Annotated in this window: 17 protein-coding genes and 1 pseudogene; 8 read left to right on the forward strand and 10 right to left on the reverse strand. The window is 58.2% G+C overall.

The features are described 5' to 3' along the window. The first annotated feature begins 29 nt into the window (after nt 1–29). From folP to HALNA_RS11335, 3 genes are read left to right on the forward strand one after another with little or no spacing between them, the layout of a single operon-like run. Nucleotides 30–2,492 (forward strand): dihydropteroate synthase, encoded by a 2,463-nt coding sequence (gene folP, locus HALNA_RS11325; RefSeq protein WP_049936484.1) that lies wholly within the window; start codon nt 30–32, stop codon nt 2,490–2,492. 39 nt (nt 2,493–2,531) lie between these two features. After that, a complete protein-coding gene (locus tag HALNA_RS11330) occupies nt 2,532–3,305 on the forward strand; it encodes an NRDE family protein (protein ID WP_049936485.1) in 774 nt (257 codons plus the stop codon). Nucleotides 3,306–3,362: 57 nt separating this feature from the next. After that, nucleotides 3,363–3,713: a helix-turn-helix transcriptional regulator gene (locus HALNA_RS11335; RefSeq protein ID WP_049936486.1), complete on the forward strand. Its 351-nt coding sequence runs from the start codon at nt 3,363–3,365 to the stop codon at nt 3,711–3,713. 156 nt (nt 3,714–3,869) lie between these two features. Here the strand turns inward: HALNA_RS11335 and psmA are convergent, their stop codons facing one another. Together psmA and HALNA_RS21390 are read right to left on the reverse strand one after the other, a co-directional pair. Beyond that, nucleotides 3,870–4,631: an archaeal proteasome endopeptidase complex subunit alpha gene (gene psmA, locus HALNA_RS11340; protein WP_049936487.1), complete on the reverse strand. Its 762-nt coding sequence runs from the start codon at nt 4,629–4,631 to the stop codon at nt 3,870–3,872. A gap of 4 nt (nt 4,632–4,635) precedes the next feature. After that, the gene (locus tag HALNA_RS21390; protein WP_281172109.1) at nt 4,636–4,770 is read right to left on the reverse strand and encodes a hypothetical protein; all 135 of its coding nucleotides are present in this window, start codon (nt 4,768–4,770) and stop codon (nt 4,636–4,638) included. Nucleotides 4,771–5,499: 729 nt separating this feature from the next. On the opposite strand from HALNA_RS21390, the gene HALNA_RS11345 reads away from it, so the two are divergent. Continuing rightward, nucleotides 5,500–6,039 carry a type IV pilin gene (locus HALNA_RS11345; protein ID WP_211226014.1) on the forward strand — a complete coding sequence of 180 codons (540 nt, stop codon included), beginning with the start codon at nt 5,500–5,502 and terminating at the stop codon, nt 6,037–6,039. Nucleotides 6,040–6,339: 300 nt separating this feature from the next. On the opposite strand, the gene HALNA_RS21775 is transcribed toward HALNA_RS11345, so the two are convergent. The 4 genes from HALNA_RS21775 to HALNA_RS11350 all read right to left on the reverse strand — a co-directional run bounded on the left by HALNA_RS21775 (nt 6,340) and on the right by HALNA_RS11350 (nt 9,761). Further along, nucleotides 6,340–6,492, reverse strand: coding sequence for a DUF7837 family putative zinc-binding protein (locus HALNA_RS21775; RefSeq protein ID WP_449404868.1), 153 nt, complete (start codon nt 6,490–6,492; stop codon nt 6,340–6,342). Nucleotides 6,493–7,086: 594 nt separating this feature from the next. Then, on the reverse strand, nt 7,087–7,317 hold the full coding sequence (locus HALNA_RS19995; protein WP_157573515.1) for a HalOD1 output domain-containing protein: 231 nt from the start codon (nt 7,315–7,317) through the stop codon (nt 7,087–7,089). A 596-nt stretch (nt 7,318–7,913) separates the two neighbouring features. Next, nucleotides 7,914–8,615 (reverse strand): hypothetical protein, encoded by a 702-nt coding sequence (locus HALNA_RS20000; protein WP_157573516.1) that lies wholly within the window; start codon nt 8,613–8,615, stop codon nt 7,914–7,916. Between the two features lie 900 nt (nt 8,616–9,515). After that, complete coding sequence (locus tag HALNA_RS11350; protein ID WP_049936488.1) at nt 9,516–9,761, reverse strand: HTH domain-containing protein; 246 nt, start codon at nt 9,759–9,761, stop codon at nt 9,516–9,518. Between the two features lie 179 nt (nt 9,762–9,940). On the opposite strand from HALNA_RS11350, the gene HALNA_RS11355 reads away from it, so the two are divergent. From HALNA_RS11355 to HALNA_RS20010, 4 genes are all read left to right on the forward strand, one after another. Next, nucleotides 9,941–10,405 (forward strand): SWIM zinc finger family protein, encoded by a 465-nt coding sequence (locus tag HALNA_RS11355; protein WP_049938042.1) that lies wholly within the window; start codon nt 9,941–9,943, stop codon nt 10,403–10,405. A 24-nt stretch (nt 10,406–10,429) separates the two neighbouring features. Further along, complete coding sequence (locus HALNA_RS20005; RefSeq protein WP_157573517.1) at nt 10,430–10,894, forward strand: hypothetical protein; 465 nt, start codon at nt 10,430–10,432, stop codon at nt 10,892–10,894. 384 nt (nt 10,895–11,278) lie between these two features. Next, the gene (locus tag HALNA_RS11360; protein ID WP_049936489.1) at nt 11,279–11,740 is read left to right on the forward strand and encodes a type IV pilin; all 462 of its coding nucleotides are present in this window, start codon (nt 11,279–11,281) and stop codon (nt 11,738–11,740) included. A gap of 51 nt (nt 11,741–11,791) precedes the next feature. After that, nucleotides 11,792–12,580 carry a hypothetical protein gene (locus HALNA_RS20010; protein ID WP_157573518.1) on the forward strand — a complete coding sequence of 263 codons (789 nt, stop codon included), beginning with the start codon at nt 11,792–11,794 and terminating at the stop codon, nt 12,578–12,580. A gap of 806 nt (nt 12,581–13,386) precedes the next feature. Here the strand turns inward: HALNA_RS20010 and HALNA_RS11365 are convergent. The 4 genes and pseudogenes from HALNA_RS11365 to HALNA_RS11380 all read right to left on the reverse strand — a co-directional run bounded on the left by HALNA_RS11365 (nt 13,387) and on the right by HALNA_RS11380 (nt 16,244). Next, nucleotides 13,387–14,727, reverse strand: a complete 1,341-nt coding sequence (locus HALNA_RS11365; RefSeq protein WP_049936490.1) for a tyrosine-type recombinase/integrase — start codon at nt 14,725–14,727, stop codon at nt 13,387–13,389. Between the two features lie 63 nt (nt 14,728–14,790). After that, a pseudogene (locus tag HALNA_RS11370) lies at nt 14,791–15,132 on the reverse strand (Rpp14/Pop5 family protein); the annotation flags it as partial. Beyond that, nucleotides 15,129–15,818, reverse strand: a complete 690-nt coding sequence (locus tag HALNA_RS11375) for an RNase P subunit p30 family protein (protein ID WP_049936491.1) — start codon at nt 15,816–15,818, stop codon at nt 15,129–15,131. The gene HALNA_RS11375 and the pseudogene HALNA_RS11370, both read right to left, overlap by 4 nt. Before the next feature lie 51 nt (nt 15,819–15,869). Beyond that, nucleotides 15,870–16,244 carry a hypothetical protein gene (locus HALNA_RS11380; protein ID WP_049936492.1) on the reverse strand — a complete coding sequence of 125 codons (375 nt, stop codon included), beginning with the start codon at nt 16,242–16,244 and terminating at the stop codon, nt 15,870–15,872. Nucleotides 16,245–16,249 lie beyond the last annotated feature (5 nt).

Genomic DNA, 16,249 nt, shown 5'->3' on the forward strand with positions numbered 1-16,249 from the left:
TAAAACCGCGCCACACGGAACCGTGGAGCATGAACTACCACGCTGCAGCGGACTTTCTCTCCGACCTCCGGCGGTTCGCGCTCGATCCGGGCACGGGGTCGATCCGGGAACTCCTCGCTCACCTCGACGACCCTCACGAGGGCGTCGAGTTCGTCCAGATCGCCGGCTCGAACGGCAAGGGAAGCACCGCGCGCATGACCGAATCCATCCTCCGCGAGGCGGGCTACCGGACGGGACTCTACACGTCGCCCCACTTCGACGACATCCGGGAACGGGTCCGCATCGACGGCCGGAAGATAACCGAATCCGCCGTCGTCGAGTTCGTCGAGGAGGTGCGGCCGTTCCTCGTGCGACGGGCAGTCGAGGGCGATCCGATCACCTCCTTCGAAGCGCTCACCGCCATGAGTCTCTGGTATTTCGGTCGCTCGGACGTGGACGTGGCGGTGCTCGAAGTGGGGATGGGTGGCCGACTCGACGCGACGAGCGTCGTCGACCCCGTCGCCGCCGCGGTGACGGCGGTGAGCCTCGAACACACCGACATCCTGGGCGACACCCTGGACGACATCGCGGCGGAGAAGGTGACCGTCGCCCCCGACGACGCGCCGCTGGTGACGGGCGCGACCGACGAGGCGCTTGCGGCCGTCCGCCGGCACGCCACCGACACCCTCACCGTCGGCGTGGCCGCGGAGTCACCGGACGTGACCGTCCGCTACGACGGCGTCGTCAACCACACCGAAGCCGGCGTCGCCATCACGGCCGCGGACTGGGGCGTCGAGACGCGAGTGCCGATGCCTGGCGCGTACCAGGCGCGAAACGCCGGCGTCGCGGCCGTCCTCGCCCGACAGGTCGGCGCCGACCGCGTGACCGAGGCTCACCTCACCCGCGGCCTCCGGAACGCCCACTGGCCCGGCCGGTTCGAAGTCGTCGAGCGCGATCCGCTGGTCGTCCTCGACGGCGCGCACAACCCCGGCGCCTGCGAAGCGGTCGCGAAGACCCTCGCCGAGTACGACTACGATGCCCTCCACCTCGTCTTCGGCGCGATGCACGACAAGGACCACCGCTCGATGGTCGACGCGCTCCCGGCGGCCGCGTCGGTGCGGGCCTGTGCGCCGGCCCTGGAACGCGCCGCGGACCCCGCGGTGCTCGCGGCGGCCTTCGAAACGACGGGCAACGGGTCGGTGACGACGGCCCCCACCGTCGCCGCCGCCCTCGACGATGCCCGCACCGCCGCCGATCCGGACGACTGCGTGCTCGTCGTCGGCTCGCTGTTCGCCGTCGCCGAAGCGCGCCGCCGGTGGTCGCGTCTCGCGGTCACCCGCGAGGTCGACACCGTCGACGACGCGCAGGCGGCCATCGACCGCGCCCACCCCGACGCCGTCGACGCCGCAGGGGCGGCGAGCGAGAGCGTCAGCGAGGTCCTGACGGTCCCCCTCGACCGACGGGAGGCCCGGGCGCTCGACAGGGCCGCCGGCCGCGCCGGCGCCACGGCCGTCACCGCCGACTACCGGACCGGGCGCGAACTCCGCGCGGCCGTCGTCGCGGGGACGACTGCCGAACACCGGGCGCTCCTCGCGGAACTCGACGACCGGGGGCAAGGGAGCGTGGCCGACACCCTCCGACCCCGGATCGATGCGACGGACGGGGAACCCCGGGAGCGAGAGCGGCCCTACCCCTGGACCGACCGCCCGTCGGTCATGGGCATCCTGAACGTCACGCCGGACAGCTTCCACGACGGCGGCGAGTACTTCGACGAGTCGGCGGCGGTCGAACGGGCCGAGGCGATGATCGAGGCCGGCGCCGACGTGATCGACGTGGGCGGCGAGAGCACGCGCCCGGGCGCCGATCCCGTCCCCGTCGAGGAGGAGATCGGTCGCGTCCGACCCGTGATCGAGGCGCTCGCCGACCTCGACGTACTGGTGTCGATCGACACCCGCAAGGCCGCGGTGGGACGGGCCGCTCTGGAGGCCGGCGCCGACATCCTCAACGACGTGACGGGGCTGGAAGACCCCGAGATGCGTTTTCTCGCCGCCGAGTTCGACGTGCCGGTGATCGTCATGCACAGCATCGACGCGCCGGTCGTGCCCGGCAAGACCGTCACGTACGACGACGTGGTGTCGGACGTGATCGACGAACTCGCGGAGCGGGTGGCGCTCGCGGAGCGTGCGGGACTCGATCGCGAGCAGGTGATCGTCGACCCCGGCCTCGGCTTCGGCAAGAGCAACGTCGAGAACTTCGCCCTCCTCGACCGCCTGCCCGAGTTCCGATCGCTCGGCTGTCCCATCCTCCTCGGCCACTCCCACAAGTCGATGTTTTCTCACGTCGGCCAGGCGTCGGGCGAGCGCCTCCCGGCGACGATCGCGGCGACGGCGCTGGCCGTCGACCGCGGCGCCGACATCGTGCGGGTCCACGACGTGCCCGAGAACGTCGCCGCCGTGCGCACCGCCGTCGCCACCGGCGACGCCGCGGGCGTGCCCGACGACTGGCGCGCGTAGCGCGCCGCGTTTAACCGCTCGGCCCCCCTACGGTAGTGTGTGTGTACCCTGACGCTCGCGTGGCAGACCTTCCTCGACGCGCCGGTCGTCGTCGCCGCCAACCGTGACGAGCGGCGTGACCGGCCATCGGAGCCGCCAGGCCGGATCGAATCGAACCCCGGGGTCGTCGCCCCGCGCGACGCCCAGGCCGGCGGAACCTGGATCGGCTACAACGACGCCGGTGTGTTCGTCGGCATCACCAACCGCCCCGCCGAGGGGACGACGGCCGAGCGCTCTCGCGGCCTCCTCGTCGCCGACGCGTTGCGGGAACCGGACGCCACCGCCGCGGCCCGACTCGTCGAACGGTCGGTCGACACCCACGGCTACGACGGGTTCAACCTCGTCGTCGCCGACCGGAACGCCGCCTTCCTGTTCGAGTGGGACGGCCACCTCCGGGTGACCCAACTCGACCCCGGCGTCCACGTCGTCGTCAACAGCGGCGCGGCGCTCGGGGGCGGCGGCGCCGTGACCGACTCCTTCGTCGTCCCCGACGGCGACGCGCGCGCCGACCGGGCGGCCGGGCAGGCGGAGAACGCCCGCGCGGTCCGGACGGCGCTCACCCCCGAACCCGGCGAAGGGGCGACCGAATGGCTCGACCGCGCGGCGACGGTTCTCGCCGACCACGAGTTCGGCGTCTGTATCCACGGGAACGGCTACGGCACCCGGTCGTCGTCGCTGATCCGCCTCGGCGACGAGTCGACGTATCGGTTCGCGCCCGGCCCCCCCTGCGAGACGGCGTACGAGGCGGTCCAAACCGACGAAGGTCAAGTTTAAACCCGCGCCACCGATTTGTGGAGGTATGATCCGGACCGTAGACCCGGAGGTGGGTCGATGAGCGCGGCCGACGATGTCGACCTGTCCGCCGACGAACGCGCGGCGCTCGAACTCGTCCTCGAGACGCGCGGTATCCACCAGAGCGACCTCTGGAAGGAACTCGACGTGTCGTCGCGGAAAGGGAGCCGCCTCGCCGAATCGCTCGTCGAGGCGGACCTGATCCAACGCGAGGAGACCGTCTACAACGGACACAACACCTACTTCCTGATGCCGACCGCCGGTGACCTGGAGTTCGCCCTCCTGATGGCCGGCGACATGCTCTCGCCCTTTATCGGCGAGGAGGAAGTCGACCCCCGGAGCGACGCCTTCTCGCAGTGGCTGATGAATCTGGCGTACGAGGAGTACTGAGACGGTTCGTCGTGCGTCGGTATCGGTCGTCGTCGGTGACGACCGAACCCAGCGGGCACCGACCCACAACGGCGCCCGAGGGGCGTCACACCGGCGCGGGCACGGTCGACCGTCGAAAACGGAGATCCGAGACCGGAGACCGCAGGGTCGGCGTCGCTACTCCTCGTCCTCGTCCTCGTCGTCCTCGCTGGGGAGGAGTTCGAGGTCGGCGAGGTGGGTCTCGATCTCGTCGTTCGTGAGTTCGTGGAACGCCTCGGAGTCGATGCTGATCGTCGCCACGTCGACGCCGGCGGGTTCGAGGGTGTCGTCGTTGGTCGTAGCGAGGGCGCGTAGCGCGAGGGCGATCCCCCCGTCGAGGTCGAGGCCGTCCTCGTAGTTCTCTTCGAGGTACTCCTGGAGTTCGCCCCGGTTGGCGCCGATGGAGACCGCCTTCCACTCGTAGGGCGTCCCCGAGGGGTCGGTCTCGTAGAGGCGGGGCTCGCCGTCCTCGATGCCGCCGATGAGGAGGGCAACGCCGAAGGGGCGCGCACCGCCGACCTGCGTGTACTGCTGGATGTGGTCGGTGACCTCCTTCGTGAGCGTCTCGATGCCGATCGGCTCGCTGTACCGGAGGCGGTTGATCTGGGCCTGCCGGCGGGCGAAATCGATCAGCTGTCGGGCGTCGGCGACGTGACCCGCGGAGGCGATGCCCGCGTGGTCGTCGGCCTTGTGAATCTTCTCGACGCTCGTCGGTTCCATCAGCGGCGACCGGGAGCGCTTGTCCGCCGCCAGCACCACGCCCTCCTCGGTCCGAATGCCGATGCTCGCTGTTCCTCGCTTGACGGCCTCCCGCGCGTATTCGACCTGGTAGAGGCGGCCATCCGGCGAAAAGATCGTTATCCCGCGGTCGTATGCCTGCTGTTGGGCTTGTCCCTGCATTGTATCACGTTGACTCTAACTCGAGATCGAGTGCGGCCGCGCCCGTGAAGTCCCCCGGCCCGGATACGTCCACGTTGCCGTCGCGAACGTAGCCACGCCGACGGTCGTTCTCGAACACGACGCGTCTCTCGGCCCGCACTCCGGCCCGGCGTCCTAAATACCTTTCTTTCCGCGGACCACGGGACCAGTAAAGCCCGAAATACCGCCCCTCAAACCCTAAAACACTAATCTACCAAACTCATACGACACCACCAGTTATGAACCTTCCGACCCCCATCGACGTGAAATACGACTGTGGTAAATGGATCGGAGCCACCACCGACGACGACATACCCGAAACTTGTCCTGAATGTGGTGCAGAGAAAACGCGGGCAGTCCCCCGAAAATAGAAAAATCGGGCCGGCCTGTAACTATCTACAAAACCACCGGGATTTACTGTTATTGAATAAACACCTATACCCGGAGACAGCAGGTCGTTTTCTCCCCAACCATACTGCTGTCTTCCATTTACTTTCCAAACCGACACGGCCCTGATGATACTTGCCTCGCTGGTCGAATCTAAATGGTGCCGACACTCGCTCGTAGAGTTCCGACGTAGCAGGGACAAAATTCCGAGAATCGCCCTGTAAGTCGGCGGCTTAGTTTCTACTCAGAAAACGCCGCCCGCCTATCAAACAGACCGACTCGAACGCCTTCGCTACCCGTTCCGTAGACTTTGTAGAAACCCTCAAGAGGAGATGGGTTTCAGTAGGCGTGCTGAATAGAGGGCGCGTATGCAACATCATACCCAATCGAGTTTTACAATAACATTATCATCAATTCTCTCATAATACAGAATTATTAGTGTTGCTATCGGCTAATCTATAGTGTGAGGAGAATCACTTCGTCACGGGCCGTGTCACCCGTCATAGCCACGATTTTGATGGTTGCTATCGTGGTGATACTCGCTGTGACCGTCTCGGTGTTTGCACTTGAATTTACTGGCGAGATTAATCAGCCTGCTCCTACTGTTGCCCAATCAAGTGGCGAACTCGTCTATGACCTGCCCGGAAGTAATGACCAAATCGTTCGACTTACTCACCTTGCAGGCGACAGGTTAGATGTATCTGAGTTGGAAATTGCCGTGGATGCAACCGATGCCTGTGGGAAGCAATCCCGGATTGTTAACCTCCCAACAAACACGCTTGGGTCAGCAAATTACAACGGTGACGACATTTTCGATTACTATAGTCCGGACGGAGGGCAACTTGACACGAGTGCAGATGGTATTTGGAGTGCTGGCGAAACTGCTACTTTCCGACTTGCAAGCACTGAATGTGAACTAAATAAGAGTGACACGCTTACTATTCGCGTCGTCCACCTCCCGACGAACTCGGTCGTAATCAAAGAAACACTGACCGCGACGTAGCAGGCCTTCGAACGGTCAGAGGCCCTGATGGTATGAAACGTACTGCTTGTGCGCCTGACGCTCGCTGTGCCGAATCAACCCACACAGAAAGTGCAAATATTACCCCACCACCTGCTGACTTCATCCTCTGTATCTCGTACCGCCGTCTCATCAGCATATCAAGGTTCTAACGATCCGTTCCGTAGAAGTTGTTCTCAGAAAACGCCGCCCGCCCATCGAACAGACCACACCTCTACTAACCCTCCTGCGTGACTCTTGGAGACAACAGGTGTGTGAGGATCATTCCGTAGCACCAAGCGGTTACTCAGGACTCACAATATCGTTGCACACCGGACATTCAGCCCATATGCCGGTCGTTCCATCGTCTTTCTCGTATTCCACCAAGATATGGACGGTGAAAATACCCTCCTCACATTTGGGGCATCGTCCGTGTTGCGAAGTATCGGTGGTCATCAGGGGGAAGGAAGGGTGCGTGTGACACTTTCCCTTCCAATCGGCAGTAGACTGATACGCTGTATAAACTTTGTGCGGTATGTTAGCATAAACGAACTGTCGCCAATACTAATTCACTTGCACCACGATCCTCGAATTATGAGCTTCCGGACAGTACTCACTCACCTGCTCGGTGATACTGAGCCGAGTGTCGTAATTGAGTGCCGTCAATGTGGGACGACTGTTACTCCCGAGACGGAAACTTGTCCTGAGTGCGGCACAACTGAGTTCTGCCGGTACGAGATTCTATGATGATCTCAACTACTGCGTAGCCCTCCGAGGATTAACAGGGTGGAAGTACCCGAATGTCCACGATACCCGTTTCATAGGGGTTGTCCTCAGAAAACGCCACCTGTCCCATCAAACAGACCGATTCAAGCGCCTTCGATACCTGTCTCGTAGACCTTGTTGAACCTCACAAGAGGAGATGAGTTTCAGTAGGCGTGTTAAATATAGGACGTATATTCAGCAAGACTGTGTGCTTGACGGAGATTGCTCGATACAAGGAAGACACCTACTGATCAGCTTGTACACTCGTTCCAAAAAAGATGAAGGTCACACAGTTTCGGCTGTAATGTATTCGCCGCAGTAGACTTCAACCTGAGAGTTGCTGTAAGCGAATGAGACGTGTATATTGCTCCAATCTTCGCAAATTGTGTTGAGTGCATCAGGGTCTATTGACCCGTAGAGAGGTGGAAGATCATCAACAGCGGTATTTTCGACAATACTTACGAGATTAATAACTGCGTGGCCGGTATGCTCATCCGAAGCAATCTCATAATCCATTATTCTATTAAGACCGCCTAACTGAATAGTTCCTCTGCTTTTTCATATCAATCATAACATCGATGAACGACCGTCGTCTTAACTGAGGAAGATTTCAATAAGCATCTCCGTAGGAGTTGTTCTCAGAAAACGCCACCCGCCCATCAGACCAACCACGCCCTACTACCTTACTGCGTGACCCCGAGGTTAACAGGAGTGGAAGTACCCGAGCGTCCACGCTACCCATTCCGTGAGAGTTGTCCGGAAGAAAACCGGATAGCTTGTGCTGACTTTTCCACACGACGATGAACCGCCGGTTGCCATTCAAGCTCAACAACCATACTCTCCCCCAAATGATTGCGCTCTAGGGGGAAGATATGAGCCTCCACACAGAAAACCCGGCGCGCACTCCATCAAGGGCCGCGATGGTGTTCCTACTGGTTACAAACCCGCTGTACACCACTCGTTCTCGTAGAAACAGAACAGGCTACTCATAGAGGGCTACTCAGCTTGCTATGCCTGACTTAATGTAGGTGACTACTTGCCCTCCTCACTAAGCTTCCTCACATATAGAATAGAAGGGGGTTTATATACTTGATTTCGAGTGACTGCACCCCTCAGTATGCAGGTGGCCCTTGTTCTGCTACCAAGTTTTCTCTGGCATGGTCAGCAACTTCACTCTCAAACTTGGACATTTTATAGTTTTTACTCTTATTTGGCGATTCATTCTCAACTATTCTCTGAACTTGATAAAAGAATTTGTTAACAGTTTTGTCAGTACAGTTGTAGCTGACGCACGCTTCCCTGTACGCTTCATCACGTCCCTCTCCACGGTTATTCGGATGGCACTTCCGCCTTCCATCTTTGAACAATACGTATCCACAGACCGCTAACGCGACCCACTCTTTATTCCGACCAAATTTCGAGAGATTTAGAGCGGTAAAGATGCGAACTGCCCTATTTTGTTGTCCCTTATTAAGTTCAACTCTATCTGCCACCATTCTCATCTGCGTCTCGTTGAGATGGAACGTTTCATAGCGTCTATTCTGCCATTTTCCTCCATTCTGTAATCCGCCATTCACTCGATCAAGATGTTTGTATGTAGATTCTTTATGGGAATATCGCCAGTCAGATGGTGAATCCCAATATTCACCGTCGACAGTAGGAGTCTCTTGCCAGTTGATTATTGTCGCATTGTTTGTATCACAGTTTGATAAATCCGTACAGGTTTTTTCGTCGCTCTCAACGGTTTCCGGTTCAGGTGGCAACGGCGGAGAATCATCGCCTAGGTCGCCACTAATGAGATCTTTTGCAAACATTAGAAATTACACAGACGGAATGTATCCGTCCTCCTCAAGCTATAGACACATACATCGTATTTAAGACTGCTTGATATTGCGGCTTTTCTGTCATTTTTGTAGTAGATATTCTGAATCAAAGTTGTACTCCTCCATCGGAAGAAATCCCATTGTAACTTCTCCAAAATCTGCTCGCGCATTTTCGGCCTTACCACTCTACACCGCGTATCGCCGACTGATGATGTGCTAACTTCCTCCTTGATCAGCATACGGAAAGAATAGAATCGTGTTAGAAAGTACCGTGGTAGACGGACGCTTACCTTATATGTTATACATAGAGTGTTACACCTATGTTACTCATGCAAGTGTTACTCTGTATGAGTTACTCAGAAAACCAACCGCATTACAGGTAATAGTTAGTTCATGTAACCGTTGTATGAACCAAGTGAGAAACACAAGTGGAACACTAAGCGTAACTCTGTATGTTAAACATAAGAGAACACTAAGAGAAACACGAATGGAGGACACGTAAGGGATAACCCCTTCCCCCCTCCTCTCCTCAACCATTAGACACAGACATAGTATATAAAGACACCTGTGAAATTTCTTCTAGCATCCGAGCGCAGGTTACGAAGGCAGACCTGTCTTGCTCCTCATTCGCAGGTCGTCGAGTAGATCGTTGAGTGCGTCGGCGGGGACGTATTCTCCCGGCGGCGTTTCCTGTGAACCCACTCGGTATTCATTCATCCGAGCTTGGAACGCTTCGGCGGCGCTCTCGGATTCTCCGGGTAGGTTGGCTACCTTCTCAGGCACTCGTAGTCCGGCTGTGTCGGGGTTCATGTTCTCAGGGTGCTGTGAATCGGGTGCGACCATTGCGAGGTGTGTACGCAAGCCGTGGCGTCCTGCAAAGCCCTCGGTAGGTCACTCGTTGGGAAGATCTGGTCGCCACCATACAACAGCTCGACCACCGACCTTCTTCCGCTTGAGATCACCGCGTTCTTCGAGAGCGGTTAATTTGTTATGCGCAGTACGCCGGACTACTCCCAACTCCTCGGCTATCTCCGACGCCGTCCGGGGTTCGTGGTCGGTGAATACTGCGAAAGCATCGTCAGGTGATACCTCCTCGGTGTATGTTCCTTTCTCGCTCCGGCTCCTCTCGTCGCTCATTAGAATAGGATACTCCGGCAACCGCGATTAGTGTTCTGCCTATTCCTACGAACACTACCGGAATACTTATCTCCTGTTCCCTCGTAGGAATTGGTGAGAAGAACGGTTCCCTTGGGGCGCGTGAAAGCGTCCGGGTGGTAGTGACACCCGGAGCCGGCTTCTCAATGGACGAAAAGCCAATGGCAACTAACGAAAGCGGAAAAGAAAAGACTGCTGTTGAGTACCTGAACTTCGGCGCGAAGACGGCCAAGCGCGTGACGTGGGAAGCGTGGTCATTCCGCTTGGTCGGCCCGCTCCAAGTCTTAGTCACGAACGAATCCTACGGGGTCGAGAAGGACGCACACGCCTACGTAGTGGCCGTCGAGGACGTGGGTGGAACGATTGTACCCCGAGAGTGCGAATGCCCTGCTGACCGCTTCAGGGACGACTACGCGTGCAAGCACCGCGCCGCCCTTGCCACCGTAGCTGGCCCGGTGGTGATGAATGCAGCGGCGGAGTTCCCTGAGAAATCACTTGAAGGCCCCGACTCCGTCGACCCCACTCCGGTAACGGATGGTGGACACCGCGAGGATCAGAATTGTGACTGCGAGAGCTTAGGGGATCTCCCCTGCTGGCCTTGCTACCAGTCTGAGCGCAACAAGTAAATCAGCCAACAGAGATAGAACATTATGTGTTTCAACGAACCAAGTGAGAAGGCATTAGCCCTCAATAACGGCTATATCCGTGTGTTCAAGAATGACAAGTCCGAGACTGTGTGGGCATATGACCCTGTTAGAGGAACGTACTGCGGTGAGTTCGATGACGGCTTGCATTCAACTCCCCAATCGGTGCTATGGCCGAGTGAATTTAGCAACAGGACGGGCTGGCTTGACGTTCGAGAGCCACCACATCTGATTTACGAACCAGAGGGTACGTATGATGATTTCATCTCCGGTACGGAAAGGGAGTATCGGACTCACTTAGTCCGTGACGGGAAGATTCTTTGCAAAAATAAGATGACTGTTCCGCACCCCGATTCAGAGGACTTGACTCCGGTGTCTGAATTCTCGGAAGAGGAGCTTCTACGCCTATCCGGACAGATGTGTTCAAACTGTCCGGACATAGACCATATTCTCTCGGAGGAGGAAAAATAGAGTCGGGCTAACGACGGTCGGCGGGCTGGTGGTGATGGAAGTGGCGGCGGGGGTTTCCTGAGCAAATCACTCGTGTCTGCGAATTTGCTTGTGATCAATTAAACCCGTAGGCGTGGAAGGCCCACCGCGTAGTTGCCGGTACGGCTACGATTCTGATTGATCCGCAGGTAGAAGTGTGCGGGTAATTTCAGTTGGAGAATAGATACTACTAATGTATAGTGTCATCCCACCCTCAATTCTCAAAGACAATAATTTGGCCATCGAATTTATTCCAACTGCCGCCGAAAATGCTGGTAGCGCCGAATAAGAACGCGTAACGGCCCCCCGGACGCGATATGCCAGAAACAGGCCGTGGCCGTTCTGGTACTTCGGCGACTAAAAACAATGCAACTGAAACAACTACTTACCGAAGATAGGGCAGTCAGTCCCGTCATCGGCGTGATTCTAATGGTCGCAATAACCGTTATTCTCGCCGCTGTGATCGGGACGTTCGTGCTCGGCCTGGGAGATCAGGTCAGCGAAAGCGCACCGCAAGCCAGCTTCAGCTTCGACTTTTCCTCCGGTGGTACCAATGCCGACGTTTTCGATGGTGAACCAGGTGACAATGTCACAATCACGCACGAGGGTGGCGAGACACTCGAAGCGAGTAATATCGGGGTAGAGGGAAGTATTAGTAGTGGTGGTGTAACCGGCGGAGTGGCTAATGGCAACTGGCCCACCACTATTGAGGCAGGTAGTTCCTCAGAATGGGAAGGTGTCGACGCTGGCGAGACTATTCGTGTGATTTGGACGAATCCGGCCGGTGGCGCGACAAACACAATCGCGAAGGCGACTGCACCGCAGTAACGACTCGCGACGGCGACGACATTTTATCCGAAAAACACACCTACTCAGATGATGGACCGCTGGCCGCTTACTGAACAGTCACTCGCTCGCACCTACCGCTCATCGTATGATGACGCATATGAGGCGATTCTCGACTACCGCAGGGTGCAGTCCTATCAGGAATCTCATCCTGATGCAGGGAGTTACAAAGTCGCAAATGCGTTGGAATTGCCTCGCGGTCGGATTCGAGGATGGATGGATGAGACAACACCAGATGCTCTGAGTGGTGTTCGTCGAGCCCAAAAATTGGGGTGGTTCGACGTTGATTCCAATGATCCTGCTGACCCACTTTTGAGAGCATTCATTCAACTTTTGGCGGGCGTCTACGCAGGGGGATCAATTCGATCTTCGGGATGGATGCCCCATTGGACAATTAACGGGCCAATTAATCGAATTAAACAGTCTCTCGACACACTTGGTATGGAGTACCGACAGATACATATTCAGGATGCACAACGGGCAACCGAACTCGTCCCACGTACTGACGGTAGTCTTCTTGCTCGATCTCTTTCCGTATTGGGCGCTCCAACCCAATCAAAAAACAAATCCTCTATTGATTCCCTTCCCGCATATCTGTTTGAACTCCCACTTGAAATTCGTCGGGAGTTCGCAGGCGTCTACGTTGCATACCGACAGAGCGGCGACAGCCAAACAATCAGTTTGCAAGAAAATAGAGCTGACTCGTATCACCGTAATCTTGCGAAACTCATCACCAGCGTTATTGATGATCCTGATTCTGTGACCGTCGGTGAGAGAGGAATCTATATTTCTGCGGATGTTCGCGATAGTTTATTTCTATAATTACGACTCATCACCAGCAATCAATTTTGCCAAATATCTCTCGGTCTAAGGCTTCTAAGGGATTCAGAACTCGTCCCTGATTACGATTGTTCCGTTCATCCCCCGGCAGATTCTCGTCTTAGATACTCTGATAAATCTCGCACACCCGTCGTGACGCAGTAGTTGCGAATTTGCTCGGCTTCCCACAAGGTCGCGGCCCGTTTTCTCCGGACAACATCCGTGGGAATCACCAAGTCGCCTATTACGACAGCGCGAAATTCTCACAACGAGTGGGACGACTTACTTGGGATCTCGACCGGGCGGGACTGACGAGGTCGCAACCGGAGGGGAACAACTGTAATCACCATTGTCAATAGTTTTATATACAATCTCTGTGTCTCTAAGATAGAGAGAAGAGAATCCGGCTTTTTGCGGTGTAAGTTGCGGTGCTAACGGGTAGAACGACCGATACACATATATAGAATGTATGTGTTTACGAACTGCGGAGAGAGGGTTGTTCTGCAAACTTACTGATTACTGAGCCGGAGGTAACTCTCTCTGATAAAAAGTGGAAGGCGCGAGCGAGTTGTATCACGCGGCGAATAAGGAGCTTGGACACCCGGAAGACCATCGGCGGATTCGGGCGTAACTGAGTGTTGGCGGGCGGCGTTTTCTGAGAGAAGCAACAATGTCTACTGAGAAGTTTAGCCTGTTTAGCGGTGCCTTTGATCGACAGTCGAGTGACGATGATCTGCGAGAGTCGTTAGAGCTTATTGCGAAGCGAGAGACGGATATGGGTCAGGTAGCCCGATGGTGGCTGATAGGACTTAATCACCGCGCTCGTTAAGCATCCCGTAGATAACGTCTTTAATTGACGTAGATTCGTTTTCAGTAAAGTTTCGGAGCATACTTTTCATAGCCGCTCGTTCTTCGTCGCTTAGATCGGGTTCAACAAGTTCTTCAATCATCATATTGTGAACCTGATCTTTGGTAGCTTTCGCGTCGGCGGCGACAAGTTCGCCACAGGCGGAGCAAGCGCGGGCGTTCGGTTTTAGTGTACGACCGCAGACGGGGCATATTCCGGGGGTGATAGGGCTTTCATCGTCTTCGTCTCGGATACCTATTTTTTCCTCGGTGCTTTTAATGTAATCTTCGTTAGAGATGTGCTGGTAGGTAGTTGCCATTACGTTGCTGTCTTTCGAGTGTCCTAACAGGAATTTGATCTCGTCGTCGTCAAACCCGTGGTCGCGCTTCATCACCGTGACAAAGTAGTGGCGCATTTTGTGGGGTTTGACTGATTTTTTGATACCTGCTTGTTCCGCGTATTTCTTGAGTCCCCGGCGGATGCTCCGCTCGGTGATGGGTCGATCAAGACGAGTTTGGCTGTTTGAGGGGTCGCCTATGAACACGTAGGTTTCGGGTTCGTCGCCGCGAGGGTGGTACTGTAACCAGTCCTGGATGTAGCGTCGAGCGCCGAGTAGGGGGCGTTTGAGTCCTCGTTTGTCAGCACCTTTGAGTCCGTATTCTTCGTCGTTGAGGTAGTAGACGCCGTTTTCTGCGTCTATGTCTTTCACGCGAAGCGTGGTGAGGGCGTGTAGGCGCTGTCCGGTGAAGATCAGCATTTCGAGGATAGCCCGCCAGCGTGGGTCGGGCATTTCGTCTCGGAGGGCAGAGATTTCTTCGCGGGTAAACATATCCCGGTCGTCGTAGGCGGGGGTGTTCGCCTTTTTGAACATATCTATGTCGCCGTGTTTGACACCGAGATCGTCGTGGTATTGGTAGAAGCATTTGGCCGCACAGAGGAATTTGTTGACTGTTTGCCGACTGTATCCACCTTCTTTGCTGTTCGGATGAAACCCGGTGTCCATGTCGGCGGCCAGCGTGTTGAGTTGTTCTGCGTCAGCAGTCAGGTAGTCGATGCCGTCAAGGTCACGCCAGCGGAGTAGGACGCTAATGTATTGGTAGATGGTTCCGGGGGCGTACTCTTTGTGTTCGCCGTTGGGTGCGATGTATTTGTCGCGCGGGTTTCTTGAGTCGAGCGCGTTGGCAAGGCCGATAAGTCGTCGTGCGAGGTCGGGATCGAGGTCGCCGTTTTGGGAGTTATCCCGTATTTTTTGGATTTCTCGGTCGAGTCTGACGGCGGGATTGTCGGCGTTGTCGATGACCATTACGATTATTACTTCTGGTCATACCTATTTAAAGAAATCGGTTTTACAGGACGCTTAGGGCTTTAGATACCTTTCTTCACAGGCACGGACCGTTCCGGAGACGCCGCGGACCCACAGACCGATCGGGTGGCCGTTCACCTCGCTCACGCAGGCCAGCGCCGCCCGCGCCGGCCCCACCTCGCCCCGACGGACGCGCACCACCGCCTCGCCGACCCCGGCGCCGAACTCGAAGCGGAGGACTCGGAGGTCGGCGTCGGCGCTCCCCGGATCGCCGAGCAAGTTGCCCGCCGCGTACCACACCGCCCGCTGGAAATCGCCGCGTGTGAGATCCGCGTCCGGCCACGCCTCCAGCCCGACGGCGAGGTAGCGCCACCGCGGCTGCAGGTGTTTGGGCAGGTGTTTCATCCGTCGTGTCGCCCCCGTTCGACGCCCGGCCCGACGAACGACTCGGACTGTCGGTGGCGGTTTCGCTCGGCGAGTTCGCCCCACTCGTGAAGTCCCGTCCGGACCGTCTCGGGGTCGAATCCGACCGCCTCGCCGACGGCGACCAGTTCCCGCGGTGCCCGGAGTTCGAGGTGGGTGGCCGGATTGGCGCTGACGACGAAAGGAGCGTCCGCGTCGGCGACGAGTTCGCGGAGTTTTCGCAGGTCCCGGAGCGCCCGCACGCGCTTCCCGCCCGTGGCTCGGAGGACCGGCCCGAAGTCAAACTCGATCCGGACGCCGTTCTCGGCGGCGCAGTTGGCGAGGACGTGGTTCACGTCGCCGTCGCCCGCCATCGGCCGCGTGAGTACGTCCACACGCTCCTGTTCGACGGCGAAGCGGTTGAGGCGGTCGGTTCCCCCGCGGACCGAGAGGAGGGTGTGCTCGGAGCGCAGGCCGCCGACGGCGCCGCTGGCGCGCTCCGGGTCGGGGGCGACCACCTCGACGGCGTCGACGGCGTCGATGCCCGACGCCTCACGGACCGCGGCGTAGTCGGGCGTCGCGTCCCGCGACCGGATCACGACGCCGTCGTAGCCCGTTCGGGCCGCCGTCGCGGCGAACCGGGCCGCCGTCGTCGAGCCGTCGGGGTGGGCGTGGACCGCCTCGTACATGCTTCGGTCCACTCGCTCCGGGCGCTTGGGGGTTGCGCTTGCGGCCGCCAGTCAGCACTCGTCGAGGACGCCGGCCCCGACGCCCGCCGACGCGTCGACGGCGACGAACAGCGCGTTATCCGTACAGCCGTTCATCGAGAAATCGACGGCCGTCTGCGTCGCGCCGTCGAGGGTCACATCGACCGCGTACTCGCCCGCAGCGACGACGTTCTCGTACTCCCGTTCGGTCCCCGCGGATACCTCGAAGCGCTCCTCGGCGACCAGTTCGCCGTCGGAGAGGAACTCCACGTCGACGGCGTGGCGTCGGTCGTCGCGGTTGTCGATCCGAACGTCGACGTGGCCGGATCGCAGGGCGTCGAGACAGCCCGCGAGGGCGAAGGGCACCGAGCCGACGGCTCGACACAGGGTGCGGCGCGTGGGGACCATACGTC

The sequence above is a fragment of the Haloplanus natans DSM 17983 genome, assembly GCF_000427685.1.
Classification (GTDB): domain Archaea; phylum Halobacteriota; class Halobacteria; order Halobacteriales; family Haloferacaceae; genus Haloplanus; species Haloplanus natans.

Excerpts from the sequence above, each read along its gene's own strand:
- HALNA_RS11375 (WP_049936491.1), bottom strand. The coding sequence starts at position 15,818 with ATGTACGAGGCGGTCCACGCCCACCCCGACGGCTCGACGACGGCGGCC.
- HALNA_RS11350 (WP_049936488.1), bottom strand. The coding sequence starts at position 9,761 with ATGAGCGACGAGAGGAGCCGGAGCGAGAAAGGAACATACACCGAGGAG.
- HALNA_RS21775 (WP_449404868.1), bottom strand. The coding sequence starts at position 6,492 with ATGACCACCGATACTTCGCAACACGGACGATGCCCCAAATGTGAGGAG.
- HALNA_RS19995 (WP_157573515.1), bottom strand. The coding sequence starts at position 7,317 with ATGGATTATGAGATTGCTTCGGATGAGCATACCGGCCACGCAGTTATT.
- HALNA_RS11365 (WP_049936490.1), bottom strand. The coding sequence starts at position 14,727 with ATGGTCATCGACAACGCCGACAATCCCGCCGTCAGACTCGACCGAGAA.
- HALNA_RS11380 (WP_049936492.1), bottom strand. The coding sequence starts at position 16,244 with ATGGTCCCCACGCGCCGCACCCTGTGTCGAGCCGTCGGCTCGGTGCCC.
- HALNA_RS11335 (WP_049936486.1), top strand. The coding sequence starts at position 3,363 with ATGAGCGCGGCCGACGATGTCGACCTGTCCGCCGACGAACGCGCGGCG.
- HALNA_RS20000 (WP_157573516.1), bottom strand. The coding sequence starts at position 8,615 with ATGTTTGCAAAAGATCTCATTAGTGGCGACCTAGGCGATGATTCTCCG.
- folP (WP_049936484.1), top strand. The coding sequence starts at position 30 with ATGAACTACCACGCTGCAGCGGACTTTCTCTCCGACCTCCGGCGGTTC.
- psmA (WP_049936487.1), bottom strand. The coding sequence starts at position 4,631 with ATGCAGGGACAAGCCCAACAGCAGGCATACGACCGCGGGATAACGATC.
- HALNA_RS11360 (WP_049936489.1), top strand. The coding sequence starts at position 11,279 with ATGCAACTGAAACAACTACTTACCGAAGATAGGGCAGTCAGTCCCGTC.
- HALNA_RS20010 (WP_157573518.1), top strand. The coding sequence starts at position 11,792 with ATGGACCGCTGGCCGCTTACTGAACAGTCACTCGCTCGCACCTACCGC.
- HALNA_RS20005 (WP_157573517.1), top strand. The coding sequence starts at position 10,430 with ATGTGTTTCAACGAACCAAGTGAGAAGGCATTAGCCCTCAATAACGGC.
- HALNA_RS11355 (WP_049938042.1), top strand. The coding sequence starts at position 9,941 with ATGGCAACTAACGAAAGCGGAAAAGAAAAGACTGCTGTTGAGTACCTG.